This window comes from Pseudomonas sp. BF-RE-25, from assembly GCF_019956105.1.
In the GTDB taxonomy this organism is placed as follows: domain Bacteria; phylum Pseudomonadota; class Gammaproteobacteria; order Pseudomonadales; family Pseudomonadaceae; genus Aquipseudomonas; species Aquipseudomonas migulae.
The window spans coordinates 43344-58248 of the sequence record NZ_JAHBDB010000016.1; the positions used below are offsets into that span (position 1 = coordinate 43344).

Annotated in this window: 14 protein-coding genes; 4 read left to right on the top strand and 10 right to left on the bottom strand. The window is 61.1% G+C overall.

Annotation, left to right across the window (positions count from 1 at the left end):
• Positions 1-55: 55 nt before the first annotated feature.
• The 3 genes from KGB24_RS09215 (at position 56) to KGB24_RS09225 (ending at position 2162) form a co-directional block, all read left to right on the top strand.
• Complete coding sequence (locus KGB24_RS09215) at positions 56-1186, top strand: PepSY-associated TM helix domain-containing protein (protein ID WP_223413637.1); 1131 nt, start codon at positions 56-58, stop codon at positions 1184-1186.
• Entirely contained in the window at positions 1183-1362 is a 180-nt protein-coding gene (locus tag KGB24_RS09220; protein ID WP_223413636.1) for a hypothetical protein, read from the top strand. Before KGB24_RS09215 ends, KGB24_RS09220 begins: the two co-directional genes overlap by 4 nt.
• Before the next feature lie 170 nt (positions 1363-1532).
• Positions 1533-2162 carry a glutathione S-transferase gene (locus tag KGB24_RS09225; protein ID WP_223413635.1) on the top strand — a complete coding sequence of 210 codons (630 nt, stop codon included), beginning with the start codon at positions 1533-1535 and terminating at the stop codon, positions 2160-2162.
• A 211-nt stretch (positions 2163-2373) separates the two neighbouring features.
• Here the strand turns inward: KGB24_RS09225 and creD are convergent, their stop codons facing one another.
• From creD to KGB24_RS09245, 4 genes are all read right to left on the bottom strand, one after another.
• Positions 2374-3744 carry a cell envelope integrity protein CreD gene (gene creD / locus KGB24_RS09230; RefSeq protein WP_223413633.1) on the bottom strand — a complete coding sequence of 457 codons (1371 nt, stop codon included), beginning with the start codon at positions 3742-3744 and terminating at the stop codon, positions 2374-2376.
• Between the two features lie 111 nt (positions 3745-3855).
• The gene (gene creC / locus KGB24_RS09235; RefSeq protein WP_223413632.1) at positions 3856-5274 is read right to left on the bottom strand and encodes a two-component system sensor histidine kinase CreC; all 1419 of its coding nucleotides are present in this window, start codon (positions 5272-5274) and stop codon (positions 3856-3858) included.
• Complete coding sequence (creB, locus tag KGB24_RS09240) at positions 5274-5954, bottom strand: two-component system response regulator CreB (protein ID WP_223413631.1); 681 nt, start codon at positions 5952-5954, stop codon at positions 5274-5276. The genes creC and creB overlap by 1 nt, the downstream gene beginning before the upstream one ends.
• Positions 5955-6028: 74 nt before the next feature.
• Positions 6029-6532, bottom strand: coding sequence for an ATP-dependent zinc protease (locus KGB24_RS09245; protein ID WP_223413630.1), 504 nt, complete (start codon positions 6530-6532; stop codon positions 6029-6031).
• Between the two features lie 267 nt (positions 6533-6799).
• Between KGB24_RS09245 and KGB24_RS09250 the strand changes: the two genes are divergently transcribed.
• Positions 6800-7687, top strand: a complete 888-nt coding sequence (locus KGB24_RS09250) for an acyltransferase (RefSeq protein ID WP_223413629.1) — start codon at positions 6800-6802, stop codon at positions 7685-7687.
• Position 7688: 1 nt separating this feature from the next.
• Here KGB24_RS09250 and KGB24_RS09255 read toward each other — a convergent pair whose 3' ends face one another.
• The 6 genes from KGB24_RS09255 to KGB24_RS09280 all read right to left on the bottom strand — a co-directional run bounded on the left by KGB24_RS09255 (position 7689) and on the right by KGB24_RS09280 (position 14897).
• The gene (locus tag KGB24_RS09255; protein ID WP_223413628.1) at positions 7689-8237 is read right to left on the bottom strand and encodes a DUF2780 domain-containing protein; all 549 of its coding nucleotides are present in this window, start codon (positions 8235-8237) and stop codon (positions 7689-7691) included.
• A gap of 185 nt (positions 8238-8422) precedes the next feature.
• On the bottom strand, positions 8423-9622 hold the full coding sequence (gene fdhA, locus KGB24_RS09260) for a formaldehyde dehydrogenase, glutathione-independent (protein WP_008035029.1): 1200 nt from the start codon (positions 9620-9622) through the stop codon (positions 8423-8425).
• Between the two features lie 182 nt (positions 9623-9804).
• Positions 9805-10662, bottom strand: coding sequence for a formyltetrahydrofolate deformylase (gene purU / locus KGB24_RS09265; RefSeq protein ID WP_008035031.1), 858 nt, complete (start codon positions 10660-10662; stop codon positions 9805-9807).
• A gap of 113 nt (positions 10663-10775) precedes the next feature.
• On the bottom strand, positions 10776-11408 hold the full coding sequence (locus KGB24_RS09270; protein WP_008035033.1) for a sarcosine oxidase subunit gamma: 633 nt from the start codon (positions 11406-11408) through the stop codon (positions 10776-10778).
• Between the two features lie 145 nt (positions 11409-11553).
• On the bottom strand, positions 11554-14571 hold the full coding sequence (locus tag KGB24_RS09275) for a sarcosine oxidase subunit alpha (protein ID WP_223413627.1): 3018 nt from the start codon (positions 14569-14571) through the stop codon (positions 11554-11556).
• Positions 14568-14897 (bottom strand): sarcosine oxidase subunit delta, encoded by a 330-nt coding sequence (locus tag KGB24_RS09280; protein WP_008035036.1) that lies wholly within the window; start codon positions 14895-14897, stop codon positions 14568-14570. Before KGB24_RS09280 ends, KGB24_RS09275 begins: the two co-directional genes overlap by 4 nt.
• Positions 14898-14905: the final 8 nt, after the last annotated feature.

The window sequence follows — 14905 nt, forward strand, 5'->3', positions numbered from 1 at the left end:
TACAGCCACACAAGGGTCACGGTACAGCCGTGGCCCTTTTGCATTTGGATGGGTCATGAAAAGCAAAACCATTCGCCGCTGGTCCTTCGTCCACACCTGGACCAGCCTGATCTGCACGGTCTTCCTGCTGATGCTGGCACTGACCGGCTTGCCGTTGATCTTCCACCACGAAATCGACCACTTGCTGGGCGATGCCGCCGAGTTGCAGCAGCTGCCGGCCGACACCCCGCAATTGAATCTGCAGCAGCTGGTGCAGGCCGCTCAAAAACATCGGCCCGGCGAAGTCATGCAGTATTTCGGCTTCGACGAAGACGAACCGAACGCCGCCATCGCGATCATGGCGGCCACTGCCGGCACCGAACCGAATTCGTCGCACACGTTCATGCTCGACGCCCGCACCGGTGAAGCGCTGGAGATGCCATCGGCCAACGGCGGCTTCATGATGGTCATGCTGCGCCTGCACGTGGACATGTTCGCCGGCCTGCCGGGCAAGCTGCTGCTGGCGTTCATGGGGATTCTGTTTGTAGCGGCTATCGTGTCCGGGACGGTGCTGTACCTGCCGTTCATGCGCCGGTTGAAATTCGCCACCGTACGCCAGAACAAATCCACGCGTCTGCGCTGGCTCGACCTGCATAACCTGATCGGTGTCGTCACCCTGACCTGGGCTCTGGTGGTCGGCGTCACCGGTGTCATCAGTGCTTGCGCCGACCTGTTGATCGCCGCGTGGCGCAATGACAGCCTGAGCGCGATGGTCGCACCGTATCGCGATGCGCCGGCGCTGACGCAACTCGCGCCTGCGACCCGCTTGCTCGACATCGCCAAAGAAGTCGCACCCGGTATGCAGCCAGACTTCATCGCCTTCCCCGGCACGCGGTTTTCCAGTGAGCACCATTACGCGGTGTTCATGAAGGGCAGCACGCACCTAACCTCGCATCTGCTGACGCCGGTGCTGATCGACGCCAGCACCCTGCAAGTCACCGCCGTGGCCGAACGGCCGTGGTACATGGACGCCATGGGCATGTCGCAGCCGTTGCACTTCGGTGACTACGGCGGCATGCCGATGAAGATCCTCTGGGCGACCCTCGATGTGCTGACCATCATCGTGCTCGGCAGCGGGGTTTACCTGTGGGTGGTGCGGCGCAAAGCGGCAAGGCCAGTACTGGAACAAGCGGAGGCCATCGCATGAAGCCGCGGCAGTCGAATTTCTGGAAGGTCTTCTCTACGCCGACGGTCATCGCGCTGCTCAGCGCTGCCGGGTTATTCGCGGCTTTGCTGGGCGATGGTGTGTGGGATGCGTTGAGCTGGCTCGGTCTGGGTGTTCCCGCAACCCTCGCCCTGCGCGGCCTCCTGCAACGCCGATAACCACACCAAACCTGTAGGAGCGAAGCTTGCTCGCGAAAAACCCGAGGACTCCACTGGGCATCTGGTTTTACGCGTTATCGTTATCCTCCATCGCGAGCAAGCTTCGCTCCTACAAGTTACGTGATCCACGCGCTATGCTCCCGACACTGCAAACCGACCGAGATGCTGCCATGTCCGCCCCGAGCATGACCCTCTACCACAACCCGTTGTCGCCCTTCGTTCGCAAAGTCATGGTGCTGTTGCACGAGACCGGTCAGCAAGACCGCGTCGCCCTGCAAAACTGTGTGCTGACCCCGGTCGCCCCGGACCTGCCCCTGATCGATGACAACCCGCTGAGCAAAATCCCGGCCCTGCGCCTGGCCGACGGCAACGTCATCCATGACAGCCGGGTGATTCTCGATTACCTCGACCACCAACACGTCGGCAACCCGCTGATTCCCCGCGAAGGCTCGGCACGCTGGCGTCGCCTGACCCTGGCCTCCCTGGCCGACGGGATCATGGACGCTGCGGTGCTGGTGCGTTACGAAGTCGCCCTGCGCGCCCCGGAAAAACACTGGGACGAATGGCTCGATGGCCAGCGCGACAAGATTCGCCGCGCCTTGGCCTTGCTGGAAGCGGATGCGATTGCCGAGCTGACCAGCCATTTCGATGTGGCGGCGATCAGTGTGGCGTGTGCGTTGGGTTACGTGGATTTGCGCCATCCGGACCTGGGATGGCGCGAGGTGAATCCGAAGCTGGCGGACTGGTATTTCGAGGTGAGCCAGCGGCCTTCGATGGTGGCGACGATGCCGAAGGTCTAGGTCTTCGCTTGCTGGTCCGGCCCCATCGCGAGCAGGCTCGCTCCTACATTTGATTTTGGTTGCTCACAACATATGGGCAATGTCGCAGATCCAGTGTGGGAGCGAGCCTGCTCGCGATGGCACCACACCGGATCTACCGGAAACAACCCAAAAATCAGCGTCGCCAACACCTCCCCCTCCCGCTGATCCTCACGCAACCCCAACGACCGACTCATTCCACCACCCCGATATCGAATTCCAGCGGCTTGGCCGCCTTCTGCCCGATCCCGTACCAATCCAGCTTGCGGGTCAGCACCATGAACACACCCAGCAACCCGAACAGCAGCAACGACCCCATCAACAGCGCGTAATCCTCGGCGCTCAACAAGCCATAGAGCAGGCCATACAACGCCGCCAATCCTGCCGAAAAACTCAAGCCGTGGCGCACGCTGCGCAGCACGTGGCAGACATAGAAACCGATCAACAACACACAGCCGCTGGCCGACAACAGATACGCCAGGGCAAAACCGATGTGCTCGGACAACGACAGCAACAGCAGATAAAAGAACGCCAGCGCCACGCCCACCAACGCATATTGCACCGGGTGCACCGCCAGGCTCTTAAGGACTTCGAAGAGGAAGAAACCGGCGAAGGTCAGGACGATGAACAGCAGCGCGTATTTGATCGCCCGGTCGCTTTTCAGGTACTGGTCCACCGGGTCGATGAAGCTCACGCCGAAGCTGCGGCCGCTGAACGCGTCACAGTCGCGGCCGGACACGCAACTGCTCAGCGCTTCTTGCAGGTTGGTGGAGAAAAACGAGGTCTGCCAATTCGCGGTAAAGCCCTGGTCGGAGACTTCGCGCTGGGCCGGCAAATAATTGCCGATGAAGCTCGGATGCGGCCAGTTGGCGGCCAGCGAGACTTTGCTGGTTTTGCCCACCGGGAGAACCTGCAACTGGCCGGTGCCTTGCAAGCGCAAGTCGAAACCGAAGGCCAGTTCCGTGGCCTGACGTGGGTCAAGCGCTGGCAGCGTCACGTGCACACCTTCGCCCAACCAGCCCACCTGACTGCCGGGGATGAAGTCCAGGCGCTGGTCATTGAGCTCCAGTTTCAATGCATTCTCGATGCCGCGAATGTCGCTGATGCCGACGGCAAGGAACGGCTGATCGAACTGGTAGTCGGCGAAATTTTCCTTGATGCCCAGTTGCGCCGGCACCGAGAAGTGTCCGCTGATGCGGTTGTCGGCGTGGAACAGCCGCGCCTCGTAGATGCCCCGGGAACGCAGCTCGGTCTGGACCTGCCCGTCGAGTTCGAAACGCTCCGGCAGGAAGTACAAACGGCCGCGCTCTTCGCCGATGTCCTGGTAACGCTCGTTGGTTTTTTCGTTGAGCTTCCAGGTGCGCACCACTTTGCGATAAGGCACCACCATCAACGGCCCGCTCAGGCGCTGGCTGTAGCTGGAACTGCGCGCGATGTCTTCGAGCACACCGTCGCGCAGTTCCTGGCGCTCCTGAATCACGCCGTTGATCATCAGCAACGGGATCAGCAACAACAGAATCAGCAGGGCAATGGCCCCGAGTTTTATGGTCAGATTTCGGTTCATGGGACTCTCCCTGTTTGGATGGGGAGAGTCTGGGATGGGTGTGTGGGGGTTTTGTGGGGGAAGTATGGAGATTATGTGGAGACTGGGCCGGCGATTGGCCGCAACTCGGTTCTAAGCCAGACGCAAAGTCACTTCAACCCCACCCTCGACATTGCCAATGCTCAATGTTCCACCATGCAGCTTCACCACTTCCTCTACAAAATTGAGCCCAAGCCCTGTGCTCTTACGTCCACTGTCCGGACGCGGCAACGAATAGAAGCGCTCACTCAATCGCGGCAACGCGTATTCGGGAATCGCTTCGGCCTGATTGAACAGTTTGAACTCAATCTGTTCGCCAATCCGCTCCGCGCCGAATCGCAGCACGCCATTCACCGGCGTGAAATCCAACGCATTTTCCAGCAGATTACCCAGCGCCTGACGCAACAAAAACGGTTCTCCGGTCAACGCCAGATCCCCTGGAATCGCCTGATCCACGCGTAACCGTTTGCCTTCGATGCGCCCGGCCTGAGCACTCAGCAACTCATCGACCAAATCCGCCAACGGCACGACCACCCGCTCTTCCAAGCCTTGGCGCTGCTCAACCTGCGCCAGGTTCAGCAACCGTTCGATCAACTGCTGCATCCGCACGCTTTCGCTGTCGATGTTGCTGACGAAACGCTGCCGTTGCGCCAACGGCATCTCCCCTTGCAGCAACTCCGCCGCACCACGAATCGCCGCCAGCGGGCTTTTCAATTCATGGGTCAACGTGTGCACGTAACGCTCGACGTAGGCCTTGCCTTCGAGCTGCGTGCGCATCTGTTCCACAGCAGTCGCCAGTTGCTCCAGCTCGCCGCCGCGATAGTGTGGGACCTCGACTCGCCGGCCTTCACTCACGGCTTTCGCATAAGCGGTCAAGCGCCGCAGCGCTGCGCTCAGCCACCACGACAGCAACGCACCAAACAGCAAGCCGAGGCCGATCAGCCCGGCGCCATACGCGAGCAATCGGCGCTCGGTACGATCGACGTAAGGCTGCAACGAGCTATTGGGTTTGGCCACGGTGACCACGCCGATGATCCGACCGTTGTCGCGGATCGGCGCGCCAACGTGCATCACCGAAGAGCTGGCATCATTCGGATCGCTGCGACTGGAGCGGGCGCCGTACTCACCGCGCAAAGTCAGCAGAACATCGTTCCAGCGCGAGTAATCCTGACCCACCGCCACACCGCTGGAATCCAGTACCACGATGCCCTTGGCGTCGGTGACGTAGATACGGTGGTTGACCTGATTTTTCGGCAACCCCCAGATGCTCGCCTTCGGCTGCCGCTCGCCATAGGCCTTGAGCAATTCGGGCCAACGGTTCTGATTGAGCGTGCCGGCCTTGAAATCGTCGCGCAGGATCTCGGCCATCAGGTTGGCGGTATCGACCAGGGTTTCTTCGGTGGACTGACGCACGCCGGGGCGGATTTCCTCCATCACGGTGTTCAGCACGAAGTAGCCGGTCAGGCCGATGAACAGCACATAGACCAAGAATATCCGGATCCCCAAGGGCATCAGCTGTGCCCCGGACTGTAGCTGTAACCGAGGCCGCGATGGGTCTGGATCGGTTCGGCGTCAGCCTTCACCAGACGCAATTTGGCGCGCACGCTCTTGATGTGGCTGTCGATGCTGCGCTCATACCCGGCGTCGGCGGCGACGCCCAGCGCATCGAGCAACTGCTCGCGGCTGAACACGCGTTCGGGTTGTTCCAACAGGCATTGCAGCAGGCGGAATTCGTGGCGGGTGAGGCTCAGCAACTGGCCGCGATAGCAGATCTGTACCCGCTCGCTGTCGATGCGAAACAGTGCAGAGCCAGCGTCGGCCACTGCACGCGGCGCCATGCGCTTGAGGATGGCCCGCACGCGTGCGGCCACTTCCCGTGGGCTGAACGGCTTGACTACATAATCGTCGGCACCGATTTCCAGGCCCACGACACGGTCGATTTCCGCATCACGCGCGCTGAGGAAAATCACCGGCACCTCACTGAAACGGCGCAGTTGCTTGCAGGTTTCGAAGCCGCTGATATCCGGCAGGCCGATGTCGAGAATGATCAGATCGGCCGGGGACTGCCGCTGATGGTCCAGCGCGGCGGCGCCAAGGCTCAGCCACGTCGTGGTGAACCCTTCGCCCTGCAAGGCGAAAATCAGGGTGTCGGCAATCGCCGCTTCGTCTTCGACAATCAGGATATGAGGCATGGCGTCCGAGCCCGGCAGTTGAGTGGGCGAACGGTGCCCCATGCCTCACGTCACGTCAATGAGACCACTTGAAATCAGCAGTCGGGCTTGTCCGCCGTAAAACGCCGCGCCGGGTTCACGGCCGCGCCGAACTCACGCAGGGCTTTGGCGCCGATCAGCAGCGGATAGTTGAAGCTGCTGCGGTCGGTGAGGTTGACCTCAACCGTGCGCTTGACGTTACCCAGGCACAGTTCCAGATCGACCACCGGGCGCTTGGTGGGCGCCGCTACATCTTCATCCTCGTCCTCTTCGGAGCGGGTCTTGATCTTGCTGATCCGCGCGACCTTGTGTTCGTAGACCTTGTTGCTCGCGTCTTTGGTGGCGAGACGGAAGCGCACCCATTCATCGCCATCGCGGGTGAAGGTTTCGATGTCCTTGGCCGACAGCGAGGCGGTCAGGGCGCCGGTGTCCATTTTGGCCTTGAGGACTTCGCCGCCGATTTCCGGCAGCGCAATGTATTCGTAGCGACCGTACAGGGTCGGCTCGGCGGCCAGGACCGGAAGGGCCACGAGGGAAAGCAATGCGAGGAGGGATTTCACGTAAGGGGCATCCTGGGAAAGTGGGCAGCGGAATTTTAGACCGTCAGTGGGCAATTCGTTCGTTCTTGAGATCGCTTCGCGGGCAAGCCTCGCTCCTACATGGATAGCGGGAAACCTGTAGGAGCGAGGCTTGCCCGCGAAGAGGCCGGAATGATCACCACAGTTCCAGCATACCCACGCAACCGTGAAACATTCGTTCCCCCCCGATTTGGCCTGTCGCCCGAAGCTGCTTATCATGGCGCGCCCAGACGCTTTCAAGAGTTACTTATGCGCCGCCTGCTCACCGGCTGTTTCGTTACCCTGCTGCTGTTGCTCAACACCCTGGTCCTGTTCGGGCCGCTGATGGTGTTTGCCCTGCTCAAACTGGTCCTGCCCGGCCGCTTGCGTGATTACGCATCAGCGGCAGTGATGTGGATCGCCGAGACCTGGGCCGAGATCGACAAGCTGATCTTCCGTCTGTGCATCCCCACGCAATGGGACGTGCGGGGCGGCGATGACCTGCGGGTCGACACGTCGTACCTTGTGATCAGCAACCACCAATCCTGGGTGGACATTCCGGCATTGATCCAGACGCTCAACCGGCGTACGCCGTTCTTCAAGTTCTTCCTCAAGAAAGAACTGATCTGGGTGCCGTTCCTGGGCCTGGCGTGGTGGGCGCTGGATTACCCGTTCATGAAGCGCTACACCAAGGCCTTTCTGGCAAAGAACCCGCAACTTGCCGGCAAGGATCTGGAGATCACCAAAGCCGCGTGCGAGCTGTTCAAGCGCCAGCCCGTAACGGTGGTCAATTACCTGGAAGGCACCCGGTTCACGGCAGCAAAAAGTACTCAGCAGCAGTCACCGTTCACCCATTTGCTCAAGCCCAAGGCTGGCGGCGTGGCGTTTGTGCTGGCGGCAATGGGTGAACAGCTGGACGCCATTCTCGATGTGACGGTGGTGTATCCGCAGCCGAAGATCCCGGGGTTTTGGGATTTGATCAGCGGCAACGTGCCGAGGGTCATCATCGACATCAAGACCCGCGAACTCGACCCCGCGTTGTGGCAGGGCGATTACGAGAACGATCCGGTGTTTCGCGAAACGGTCCAGAACTGGGTCAACCAGCTCTGGATCGAGAAGGACCGGCGCATCGACGCCTTGCGCGCCGAGCGCCGCTGAATCAGGTGCCGGCGCCCCAGATCCCGCCCAGGTTCTGCAGCAGCGAACCGGCGACGCCCTGCTGACCGAGGTATTGCAGAATCAGCGGGGCAAACTGACCGATCATGCCGCTTTCCATGCCCAATGCGCTGAACGCATTGTTCAGGTCATTGGTGTCCTTGACGTTGCCCAAGACATTGTCCAGCCCGGCCACCTTGCCGGACGAACCGAGCAAACCGGCGATGGCACCCAGTTCACCGCCGCCGGACAGCATGTCGATGCCCGGTACGCTTTGGGCCAGTTCCGAATAGTCGGTCGAACTCAATTGATTCTTCGCCAGGCCGAGCATCGCTCCGGTACCGCCAAGCAATTGTTGTGGCGTCAGGTTCAACTCGCTGAGCGCACCCAGCAGATCGGCTGTTTCAGCAGTCGGCGCTGCCGCTGTGGCGGCGTTATCGTCCTTCATGCCGGAAATGGCACTGGCTGCATCGCTCAAGCTGAACTGCGCGAAGACCGGACTGGCCGCCAGAGTCATGAGCGATGCCAGTACAAAACCACGTGAAAACTTCATCCAGACATCCTCTTGCGCCATGAAAACCGCCCGGCAATGGGCGGAAAAACCTGCCGATTTGACTCGGCTTCTGCTGGCATGTTCCTCAGCGCTACGCCCATTTTGAGCCCGTTCGTCACTGGACAGATGGATGACTCAAACAAAAACGGCGACCCGAGGGTCGCCGTTTTGCATTGCGTGAAGCCTTATGCCGCGCTGAACAGTTTGTGTGGATCAATCACAAACTTCTTCGGCACGCCTGCATCGAACTCACCGTAGCCCTGCGGTGCCTGATCCAGGCTGATCACCTGAACGCCCACCACTTCGGCGATGTTGATGCGGTCCCACATGATCGCCTGCATCAGCTGGCGGTTGTACTTCATCACCGGGGTCTGGCCAGTGTGGAAGCTGTGGGATTTGGCCCAGCCCAGACCGAAGCGAATGCTCAGGCTGCCCATTTTCGCGGCGGCGTCCACGGCACCCGGATCTTCGGTGACGTACAGGCCAGGGATACCGATTTTGCCCGCCACGCGAACCACGCCCATCAGCGAGTTGAGCACGGTGGCCGGAGCCTCGTGCTTCACGCCGTCATGGCCGTGACCGCGCGCTTCGAAGCCCACGGCGTCGATGGCGCAATCCACTTCTGGCTCGCCCAGCAATGCGGCGATTTGTTCGTGCAGTGGGGTGTCCAGGGACAGGTCGGCGATTTCGAAGCCCTGCGCCTTGGCGTGCGCCAGGCGGACGGTGTTGACGTCACCGACGATGACCACTGCCGCACCCAGCAGGCGGGCGGAAGCGGCAGCCGCCAGACCAACCGGACCGGCACCGGCGATGTACACCGTGCTGCCCGGGCCAACGCCGGCAGTCACTGCGCCGTGGTAACCGGTCGGCAGGATGTCGGAGAGGCAGGTCAGGTCGCGGATTTTTTCCATCGCGCGATCGCGGTCAGGCAGTTTCAGCAGGTTGAAGTCAGCGTACGGCACCATCGCGTACTCAGCCTGGCCGCCGGTCCAGTCGCCCATGTCGACGTAACCGTAAGCACCGCCCGGACGTGCCGGGTTAACGCTGAGGCAGACGCCGGTGTGCATTTCCTTGCAGGAACGGCAGCGCCCGCAAGCCACGTTGAACGGAACGGACACCAGGTCGCCGATTTGCAGGTTCTCGACGTCGCTGCCCTTCTCGATCACCTCACCGGTGATTTCGTGACCCAGTACCAGACCGGTTTGAGCAGTGGTACGACCGCGCACCATGTGCTGGTCGGAACCACAGATGTTGGTGGAAACCACGCGCAGAATCACGGCGTGATTGATCTTCCTGCCACGCGGGTCCTGCATTTTCGGATAGTCGATTTTCTGTACTTCGACCTTGCCAGCGCCGAGATACACCACACCACGATTGCCAGACATGCTTTCACCTCGCTGTTGTTTTTATGTAATAGCCGCGTCGCCCAGGATCGGCGGCGCGTTGATTGCTCGGGTTATTGCCTGTGTGTCTTGTGTTGTTTGTAAGGGCCCCTTCGCGGGCAAGCCTCGCTCCTACAAGGGCAACTCGCTCACCTGTAGGAGCGAGGCTTGCCCGCGAAGGCGAACTAAAGAACGACGGTGCGATTGGCGTTGAGGAACACCCGTCGCTCAATGTGATACCCAACCGCCCGCGCCAACGTCAGCCCCTCGATATCCCGCCCCTTGGCGATCAAATCTTCCGGGTAATGACTGTGGTCCACCACCTCCACGCCCTGGGCGATGATCGGGCCTTCGTCCAGGTCGTTATTGATGTAATGCGCTGTGGCGCCGACCAGTTTCACGCCCTTGTTGTAGGCCTGGTGATACGGCTTGGCGCCTTTGAAACCGGGCAGCAGGGAGTGGTGGATATTGATCGCCTTGCCATCGAGTTTGCGGCACAGCTCCGGCGACAACACCTGCATGTAGCGCGCAAGAATCACCAGCTCGGCACCGGATTCTTCGATCACCTGCAACACCTGGCGCTCTTGCGACGGCTTGTCGTTCGGGTCGAGCGGGAAGTGGTAGTACGGAATCTGGTGCCAGTCGGCCAACGGCTTGAGGTCCGGGTGGTTGGAAACCACGGCGGCGACGTCCATCGACAACTGGCCGATGCGTTGGCGGTAGAGCAAATCGTTGAGGCAGTGATCGGCCTTGGAGACCATGATCACCACTTTCGGGCGGTGATGCGGCGGGGTCAGCTCGAAGATCATGCCGAACGCCTGGCCACGCTCTTCCAGCCCTGCGCGGAAGGCTTGTTCGTCGAAGCCGTCAGGCTGACGGAATTCCACGCGGATGAAGAAACGACCCGAGAGCCGGTCATCGAACGAATGGTGCTCGGTGACGTAGCAGCCCTGCTCGAACAGAAAGCGGGTCACCGCGTCCACGGTGCCGAGGACGCTTGGGCAGTCGGCGGTCAGAATCCATGTGTCTGGGGCGCGGCTCATAGTGCGGTGACTCCTGTTGTTATGGGCAACCGCTGCGCGGTTGATCGCCGGCAAGCCGGCTCCTACAGGTCAGATGAACAACATGTAGGAGCCGGCTTGCCGGCGATAAAATCTCAAGCCTGAACGCTAAGCCCGTACTCGGCCGCCGCATCCTGCAACCACAACCACCAGTAATCCGAGAAGCTGCGACGGATCAGCAGTTCCCAGGTGTCTTCGGCGGTGTGGCGGATCACCAGTTGCGACTTGGCAAACACAGTGCCGACAGCCTTGCCGACCGGGAAGCTGTTGGGGTGTACGTCGTAGCTGGTGGACTTCATCAGCACCTGGCGTACGTTCGGACCGCTCAGTTCGAGGATCTGCTGGCCACCGCTGACGTTGACGATCTGGATGTGCAGGTCGCCCAGCGCTTCACGGAGCTTTTTCTCGGCGGCAAATTCTTCGCCGGTCGGCACGATCAGCAAATACTCATCCGGCCCCATCCATTGCAGGCTGGTTTCGCCCTTGACGATCACGGTCAGCGCGCTCGGCAATTCGATGCCCAGGGCCTTGTGCACGCCAGCGGCGAACGCGGCATCGTGGCCATCGCCACGGATGGTCAGGTGGCCGAGGAGTTTTTTCTCACGCACGATCACGCCGGCGTTTTTGCGGCCCTTGCCGACCAGGCTGGCGAGGTCGGCATGATGCAGCGACGACTCGGCCTTGGCCCCAGTAGTTGGGCGTTGTTGGTAAACATTGGCTGCGGTCATAAAGCACCTTTCCTGAATTCTGTTGTGAGGCTTGCGGTGACTGATCTGGCGTCATCGCCGGCAAGCCGGCTCCTACAAATCGCGTACATCCTGTAGGAGCCGGCTCGCCGGCGATGCGGTGCATCAGATGCACCACATCCGGCAATCACACGTTCTGGCGATCGCCTTTCGGATCGAAGAACACCGAAGAAACGATTTCCGCCTCGATCACGCTGCCATCGGCCAGCGGTGCGAATACGCGCTCGCCGATCCGCTTCAAGCCGCCCTTGACCACGCCCATGGCAAACGAATAGCCGAGGGAGTTGTGCAGGTAGCTGGAGGTGACGTGACCGACCATCGTCATCGGGATCGTCTGCTTGGTGTTGAACACCAGTTGCGCACCTTCCGGCAGCCATTTGGTCGGATCGATCGGCTTCAGGCCCACCAGTTGTTTACGTTGATCACGCACGCAGTCTTCGCGATTCATGCCACGCCAGCCGATCCACGAGAACGGTTTGGTGCGACCGACACACCAGCCCATGTTCAGGTCGTCCGGGGTCATCGAGCTGTCAGTGTCCTGACCGACGATGATGAAGCCCTTCTCCGCACGCAGGATGTGCATGGTTTCGGTGCCGTACGGCGTCAGGTTGTACTGCTTGCCGGCCTCGGCGATTTTTTCGAGCACGCCCATGGCGTAGTCGGCTTGCACGTTGACTTCGTACGACAGCTCACCGGTAAACGAGATCCGGAACACCCGCGCCGGTACACCGCCGACCAGACCTTCTTTCCAGGTCATGAACGGGAAGGCTTCGTTGCTCAGATCGATGTCGGTGACTTCGCTGAGCAGCTTGCGGCTGTTCGGCCCGGACAGGGTCATGGTTGCCCAGTGATCCGTCACGGAAGTGAAGTACACCTTCAGCTCTGGCCATTCGGTCTGGGAGTAGATTTCCAGCCATTGCAGCACGCGTGCAGCGCCGCCGGTGGTGGTGGTCATCACGAAGTGGTTGTCGGCGAGGCAAGCGGTGACGCCGTCGTCGAAGACCATGCCGTCTTCTTTGCACATCAGGCCATAACGCGCCTTGCCCACGTCGAGCTTGGTCCAGGCGTTGGTGTAGACGCGGTTGAGGAACTCACGCGCATCCGGGCCTTGAATGTCGATCTTGCCGAGGGTCGACGCATCCAGCAGGCCGACGCTGTCGCGCACGGCTTTGCATTCGCGTTTCACGGCGGCGTGAATGTCTTCACCGTTTTTCGGGAAGTACCAAGGACGTTTCCACTGACCGACGTCTTCGAATTCGGCGCCATTCTTCACGTGCCAGTGATGCAGCGCAGTGAAGCGTACAGGTTCGAAGATGTGCCCACAGTGACGGCCGGCCACGGCGCCGAAGGTCACCGGCGTGTAGTTCGGACGGAACATGGTGGTGCCCATCTGCGGGATGGTCACGTTCAGCGAACGGGCGGCAATGGCCAGGCCGTTGACGTTGCCGAGCTTGCCCTGGTCAGTGCCGAAGCCCAGTGCGGTGTAGCGTTTGACGTGCTCGACCGACTCGAAGCCCTCGCGGGTCGCCAGTTCGATGGCGGCGGCGGTGACGTCGTTTTGCAGGTCGACGAATTGCTTCGGCGCACGTGCGGTGTTCTTTTCATGCGGCACCTGGAACAGTGCCAACGTAGGCTCTTCCAGACGGCTCAGGGCTTTCGGCAAGGTGCCTTCGACCACGCTGAAACCGGCTTCGCTGGCTGCGCGAGCGCCGCCTTCAAAACCGTCGGCCAGCGAATCGCCGAGACCGTAGACGCCGTTGATGCCACCGACGCACACGCGTTTCTGCGGTGCTTCGCCCGGTACGAAACCGAGGATGTCTTCACGCCAGATTGGCTTGCCACCCAAGTGCGAAGCCAGGTGAACCACCGGGCTGTAACCGCCGGAACTGGCAACCAGGTCGCATTCGAGCCACTCGCCAGGGCTGGTCACGGCGTGGGCTTTGACGTCGATCGCGGCGACGCGAGCGGCGGTCACGTGCTTGCTGCCACGGGCCTCGATCACGGCGCTGCCGGTCAGGATGCGAATGCCTTTGGCGCGGGCTTCTTCAACCAGTGCACCACGCGGATTGCTGCGGGCGTCGGCGATGGCCACCACTTGCAGGCTGGCGTCGAGCCAATCCAGTGCAACGCGGTAGGCGTGATCGTTGTTGGTCGACAGCACCAGTTTTTTACCCGGTGCCACGCCGTAGCGACGGACGTAAGTCGACACAGCGCCGGCGAGCATGTTGCCCGGCACGTCGTTGTTGCCGTAGACCAGTGGACGCTCGTGAGCGCCGGTCGCCAGCACCACACGCTTGGCGCGAACCCGGTGGATGCGTTGACGCACCTGGCCAATCGGTGCGCGGTCGCCGAGGTGATCGGTCAGGCGCTCGTGGATGGTCAGGAAGTTATGGTCGTGGTAGCCGTTGACCGTGGCGCGCGGCAACAGCAGCACGTCCGGGGTGTTCTTCAGTTCGTCGAGGACGCTGGCGACCCATTCCACGGCAGGTTTGCCATCGAGGCTTTCGCGGGAGTCGAGCAGGCTGCCGCCGAACTCTTCCTGCTCATCGGCCAGAATGACGCGAGCACCGCTGCGAGCGGCTGCCAAAGCAGCGGCCAGGCCAGCCGGGCCACCGCCGACGATCAGCACGTCGCAGTGCTGGTTCATGTAGTCGTAGGTGTCCGGATCGTTCTCGGTCGGCGAGCGGCCAAGACCGGCAGCCTTACGAATGTACTTCTCGTAAGTCATCCAGAACGATTGCGGGTACATGAAGGTTTTGTAGTAGAAGCCCGGTGGCATCAGCTTGCCGCCGACCTTGCCGAGAATCCCCATCATGTCGTTGTTCACGCTCGGCCAGCCGTTGGTGCTGGTGGCGACCAGGCCCTGGTACAGCGCTTGTTGCGTGGCGCGTACGTTCGGGATTTGCGTGGCTTCGGTCGCGCCGATCTGCAGCACGGCGTTCGGCTCTTCGGCACCGGCGGCGAAGATGCCGCGCGGACGGGAATACTTGAAGCTGCGACCGATGATGTCGACGCCGTTGGCCAGCAGTGCAGCGGCCAGGGAATCGCCTTCAAAGCCTTTGTAGGCCTGGCCGTTGAAGGTGAAGCTCAGCACTTTGTTGCGGTCGATCCGTCCGCCATTGGACAGGCGATTGATCTGGCTCATACCTTCTCTCCCAGAGCCGTCGTAGCCGCTTTCGAGCTATCGGTCTTGTCGGTGAATTGTGGCTTGGTGCCGATCTTGTAAGTCTCGAGAATCTCGTAGGTCACGGTGTCGCGGGTGACGTTGAAGTACTGACGGCAACCGGCAACGTGATCCCACAGCTCGTGGTGCAGACCGCGAGGGTTATCGCGGAAGAACATGTAGTCGCCCCACTCCTCGTCGGTGCAGGTGTTCGGATCCAGTGGACGCGGGATGTGCGCCTGGCCGGATGCGTGGAATTCCTCTTCAGAGCGCAGCTCACCGCAGTGAGGACAGAAGATATGCAACATGGGGATTT

Bases quoted from the DNA above. Each gene is read 5' to 3' on its own strand.
- creC (WP_223413632.1), bottom strand. From the start codon at position 5,274: ATGCCCTTGGGGATCCGGATATTCTTGGTCTATGTGCTGTTCATCGGC.
- KGB24_RS09275 (WP_223413627.1), bottom strand. From the start codon at position 14,571: ATGAGCCAGATCAATCGCCTGTCCAATGGCGGACGGATCGACCGCAAC.
- KGB24_RS09280 (WP_008035036.1), bottom strand. From the start codon at position 14,897: ATGTTGCATATCTTCTGTCCTCACTGCGGTGAGCTGCGCTCTGAAGAG.
- KGB24_RS09270 (WP_008035033.1), bottom strand. From the start codon at position 11,408: ATGACCGCAGCCAATGTTTACCAACAACGCCCAACTACTGGGGCCAAG.
- KGB24_RS09220 (WP_223413636.1), top strand. From the start codon at position 1,183: ATGAAGCCGCGGCAGTCGAATTTCTGGAAGGTCTTCTCTACGCCGACG.
- creD (WP_223413633.1), bottom strand. From the start codon at position 3,744: ATGAACCGAAATCTGACCATAAAACTCGGGGCCATTGCCCTGCTGATT.
- KGB24_RS09215 (WP_223413637.1), top strand. From the start codon at position 56: ATGAAAAGCAAAACCATTCGCCGCTGGTCCTTCGTCCACACCTGGACC.
- KGB24_RS09225 (WP_223413635.1), top strand. From the start codon at position 1,533: ATGTCCGCCCCGAGCATGACCCTCTACCACAACCCGTTGTCGCCCTTC.
- KGB24_RS09250 (WP_223413629.1), top strand. From the start codon at position 6,800: ATGCGCCGCCTGCTCACCGGCTGTTTCGTTACCCTGCTGCTGTTGCTC.
- creB (WP_223413631.1), bottom strand. From the start codon at position 5,954: ATGCCTCATATCCTGATTGTCGAAGACGAAGCGGCGATTGCCGACACC.
- fdhA (WP_008035029.1), bottom strand. From the start codon at position 9,622: ATGTCTGGCAATCGTGGTGTGGTGTATCTCGGCGCTGGCAAGGTCGAA.
- purU (WP_008035031.1), bottom strand. From the start codon at position 10,662: ATGAGCCGCGCCCCAGACACATGGATTCTGACCGCCGACTGCCCAAGC.
- KGB24_RS09255 (WP_223413628.1), bottom strand. From the start codon at position 8,237: ATGAAGTTTTCACGTGGTTTTGTACTGGCATCGCTCATGACTCTGGCG.